We start from the raw sequence: 4,115 nt of genomic DNA on the forward strand, positions 1-4,115 counted from the left end.
AAATCCGCTAAACCGACCAAGACGGTTGCCCCGCGCAAGCCCAAATAGGAGATTATGACGACCAAGACGAAGAAAACGACCCTGGTCGAGAAGAAGCTCATCGGCCTGGCGGATATCGTGGTTCAATCGGCCGAGCGATCAAAAGACCCGACGTTTCAGATTCCGATTCGGGCTCTCTCGAACGTGTCCTTCAACGAGCGGAAGGGCCTGATCGAGATGGGCGGCAAAAAACAAGAGCGGTCGTTTTTCAACGTCGGCATGGCGAAGAAATTCATGCAAACGGTGCTGGTCGCCGATGCTCTCTCCGAATTGCAGCGGGCCGATCTCACTACCTCGCTTCGAGAAATTTACTACCGCACCAAGCATACGATCAAAGACTCGCACGAGAATACGTTCGATACACAGGATGAATCCGATCCGGTCATCGAGGATTTGGAAGTGTCCCTTACCGCTCTTCGAGAAGAGCTCCATGTTCGAGCGGAGAACAGCGGCAGCATCGTCGGGCCCGTGGTCTTCGGCGACGACGGCGATCGCGTCGATTGTTCGAAGCTCGGGAAAGGCGGGTACTCGGTGCCGTCGATCGTGGAGCCGGAGTATCTGGAGATTCGTCGCTGTACGGCGGATTTTCTCCTGCTCGTGGAAAAGGGAACACAGTGGAACCGATTGTCGGAGGACAAGTTTTGGCGACGCTATAACTGCGTCTTGCTTACGGGGAATGGCCAACCGCCGCGGGGTGTGCGGCGCTTGGCGAGGCGGCTCCATGAGGAACATCGGCTGCCTGTCTACGTCTTGGTCGACAACGATCCGTGGGGATACTATATCTATTCCGTCGTCAAACAAGGCTCGATCAATCTGGCCTTTGAAAGCCAACGGATGGCCATTCCGAAGGCCAAATTCATGGGCTTATCGAGTGCCGATCCTGAGCAGTACGAATTGCCGCGCAACGTCGGCATCAAGCTCAACGAGAAAGACATCGCCCGCGCCAAGGAATTGATGAACTACCAATGGTTCCAGAAGCCGGCTTGGCAGGCGGAGATCAAGCGCATGCTGACAAGCGGATTGAAGTACGAGCTGGACGCGTTGGCGAACAAAGACTTCCAGTATCTCACCAAAAAATACCTGCCGAAGAAGCTACAAGAAAGGGATTGGCTCGATTAGCCTCCTTCCGCGAACCGGTTGTCGGCCATGAAGAGATTGCCTGCCTGGATCGCGCCCCTTCGTGACTGGCAGCAGCGAGCTCTGTCGGCGGTTTGTACCCATCAGACCAAAGACTTTCTGGCGATGGCCACTCCTGCCGCGGGAAAGACGCGCTTTGCGCTACGCGTGGCACACGAATTTATGGCGAAACAGGCTGCGGTTCGGGTCCTGGTCGTCTGCCCGACGAATCATCTCCGCACGCAATGGTCGGATGCCGCAGGGAAGATCGGGTTGCAGCTCGATCCGGCGTTGACCAACGAACAAGCGGCGGAAGCATCGGACTATCACGGCGCCGTGGTGACCTATCAGCAAGTCTGTCTGGCTCCGGCGAGCTTCCAGCGAGTCTGCAAGAGCAAGAAGACGTTGCTCATCTTCGACGAGCTGCACCACGCCGGCGACGGCAAGAACTGGGGGAAAGCGTTGCGCTCGGCGTTTGACCCGGCGGTATTTCGATTGATTCTCTCCGGCACGCCGTTTCGGTCGGACAACAATCCAATCCCATTTATTCGATATGAGAATGGAGAGAGCCGAGCGGATTTTGCCTATGGGTACACCGATGCAATTCGCGACAGCGTCTGTCGGCCGATCGTTTTCCCAAGCTATGAAGGCGAGCTCAGCTGGTTATCCGATGGCCGGGAGCATCAGGCGACATTTGAAGACGGGTTGACGTTCAATCGGCAGCGCGAACGGTTGAAGACGGCGTTGCTTCAGGAAACCTGGCTGGGACCGGTGATCACCGATGCCCACGCGCAACTGACCCGTCTTCGGAAGCAGGAACAACCGGATGCCGGTGGCCTGATCGTGTGCATGGATCAGGACCATGCGCGTTGGGTGGCGGACCTCGTCGGCCGTATTGTCGGCACGAAGGCCGCCGTTGCCGTATCGGACGATCCCGCGGCGTCGCACACGATCGAAGAGTTCGCCGATCACAAAAAGCAGCAGTGGCTGGTGGCTGTCAACATGGTGAGCGAAGGCGTGGACATCCCGCGGCTCCGTGTCGGCGTCTATGGGACGAACGTGATCACGGAAATGTACTTCCGGCAAGTCGTCGGCCGGTTCGTTCGAATGCAAGATGGAGTGCCTAAACCCCAACGGGCATGGCTATACCTGCCGAAAGATCCGGTCTTGGTGCACTATGCCAAGCAGATCAAAGCGGAACGGGATCATGTGTTGGAAGACATCATGCCGGCGGAGCAACGGGACCTCTTCGGACGGGCCACGGTCTCAACAAACGAATACATGCCGTTGATGGCAGTGGCCAGAATGGATAGCCTGATCGGAGAAGACGAGACGCGGGGGGGGAGCGGCGCGGATGTCCTTGCCGAACCGGCTGTCTCACTTCATGAGCAGAAGCAGGATCTACGGGATCTCCACCGGCTGCTTGTCGGCACGGTCGCCAGAAACAGCGGAATCGATCATCGGAGGCTGAATGCGGAATTGATTGCCCGCACCGGGAGCCGCGTCGATCAAGCGACAGCCGATCAGCTTCGAAAACGTATTCAATTGCTGGAGCGGTGGAAGGAGAAAGGCTACGATGGCAAACGGTGAGATCATTCATCGCGCGACGCGGGAGCTTCTTCCTCTCGGTTTGAGGCACCGATAGAATCCTGAGTTGCCCGAGGGCCGAGATCGGTGCCCCTCTTCGAGCGCTTCATTCCGACAAGTACGTCTAATTTCCGCGCTCTACCACGCAATCTGCCGACTTATAATCGGGCAAGCTGATGATTCAGTTCATTTTGCCAGTCGGCATGTCACGGGCTTTCGCTCCTTTCGTCGGCTGCGCCATGGCCCCCGTGGGCATCTGCCCTCTGACTTTGGCACTGCTCTTGTGCGTTCCTTTGGCCGGGGTTGCCGGGCCACGCGTCTTCGTACCAGCTTTGTTCGCCATGACCTGGTTCCTTTCGCGCTGTGATTTTTGAGCCGTCATTGCGCGCACAGCTGCCCTCAAACGCTTGCCGGCTCTCTTTGCCTTCGTCGCCACCCTTGGATCGGACAACCGTGTTGCCGCTCGAGGTGCGAGCTTTAACACGCCGACATCCTTATCATCCAGAAGCTTGTCCACCACGCGCGCGGTCTGAGGGCTGTCAGGTAACATGGTCGCGGCATGCGCTGCGGCAACACGAATCAGCGCCGCGCGCGATTTCGAGGCATTACCGATGATCCCGATGCTGTCGGCGCCGCCGAGCATGCCGGCGAGCGATACCGCCTTGGATGCCAGCGACACATCCGTGGACTCAGCCAGTTTGCGCAAATGGTGCACGGCATCTGTGGCCTTCTCGACGAGTGCCATATAGTCCGGCTCGTCAACATCCAACATTGCCTTCAGTTCTGCATAGCTGATCGCCATCGTTGGTCTCCTTATGGGAACGGCCCGGTTTACCCAAGGTTCTGGGTGAACGGACTGTTGTCCATCGTTTGCGCTTCACTCGCTATCAGATCAGGCGGCGGATTGGTAATGTTGTTGGTACCGCCCCCCATCATCAGTCGATCGGTGGGTGTCACATGGTTGAGGCCCAGCACATGGCCGACTTCATGGGCCAGCGTCCATTCGCTCGCGACTGAAGCCACCACCGCCGCCGGCCGGTTGGCGGGATGTGCAGCGCAGCCGTTAAAGCTGGGATTCGTCGAGCGCACAAAATACACGACGACATCGTTGGCGCCCGCCCCTGCGCGATTGGCCATCAGTGTGGTTTGCTCGGCGGTGACACTGCCCATGGTACACGCGCCGACTTCCAGATCGTTCAGCAGCGGCAGGTTCAGGTTTTGATCGCTCACGCGGTGCACGCGGATGCCATGCGTTGCGTAGACGTCGATCATGTTGTCGACCATATGATCGACGGAAAAACGGGTCGGCTGACTCAGCACTTTCACGTGCAAACGTACCGTGGGCAAACGCTGTGTCCACCACTTGTGCCACA

Annotated in this window: 4 protein-coding genes; 2 read left to right on the top strand and 2 right to left on the bottom strand. The window is 58.0% G+C overall.

Annotation, left to right across the window (positions count from 1 at the left end):
- Positions 1–54: 54 nt before the first annotated feature.
- Both ACOSYY_RS17440 and ACOSYY_RS17445 read left to right on the top strand, forming a co-directional pair.
- Positions 55–1,158 carry a DNA topoisomerase IV subunit A gene (locus ACOSYY_RS17440; protein WP_421664101.1) on the top strand — a complete coding sequence of 368 codons (1,104 nt, stop codon included), beginning with the start codon at positions 55–57 and terminating at the stop codon, positions 1,156–1,158.
- Positions 1,159–1,185: 27 nt separating this feature from the next.
- On the top strand, positions 1,186–2,745 hold the full coding sequence (locus tag ACOSYY_RS17445) for a DEAD/DEAH box helicase (RefSeq protein ID WP_421664103.1): 1,560 nt from the start codon (positions 1,186–1,188) through the stop codon (positions 2,743–2,745).
- 178 nt (positions 2,746–2,923) lie between these two features.
- Here the strand turns inward: ACOSYY_RS17445 and ACOSYY_RS17450 are convergent, their stop codons facing one another.
- Together ACOSYY_RS17450 and ACOSYY_RS17455 are read right to left on the bottom strand one after the other, a co-directional pair.
- Entirely contained in the window at positions 2,924–3,544 is a 621-nt protein-coding gene (locus tag ACOSYY_RS17450) for a HEAT repeat domain-containing protein (protein WP_421664104.1), read from the bottom strand.
- Between the two features lie 29 nt (positions 3,545–3,573).
- Positions 3,574–4,115, bottom strand: a 542-nt coding sequence (locus ACOSYY_RS17455; protein ID WP_421664105.1) for a reprolysin-like metallopeptidase, incomplete at its 5' end; no start/stop codon positions are given.

This window comes from Nitrospira sp. BLG_2 (assembly GCF_049222245.1).

Excerpts from the sequence above, each read along its gene's own strand:
- ACOSYY_RS17440 (WP_421664101.1), top strand. The coding sequence starts at position 55 with ATGACGACCAAGACGAAGAAAACGACCCTGGTCGAGAAGAAGCTCATC.
- ACOSYY_RS17445 (WP_421664103.1), top strand. The coding sequence starts at position 1,186 with ATGAAGAGATTGCCTGCCTGGATCGCGCCCCTTCGTGACTGGCAGCAG.
- ACOSYY_RS17450 (WP_421664104.1), bottom strand. The coding sequence starts at position 3,544 with ATGGCGATCAGCTATGCAGAACTGAAGGCAATGTTGGATGTTGACGAG.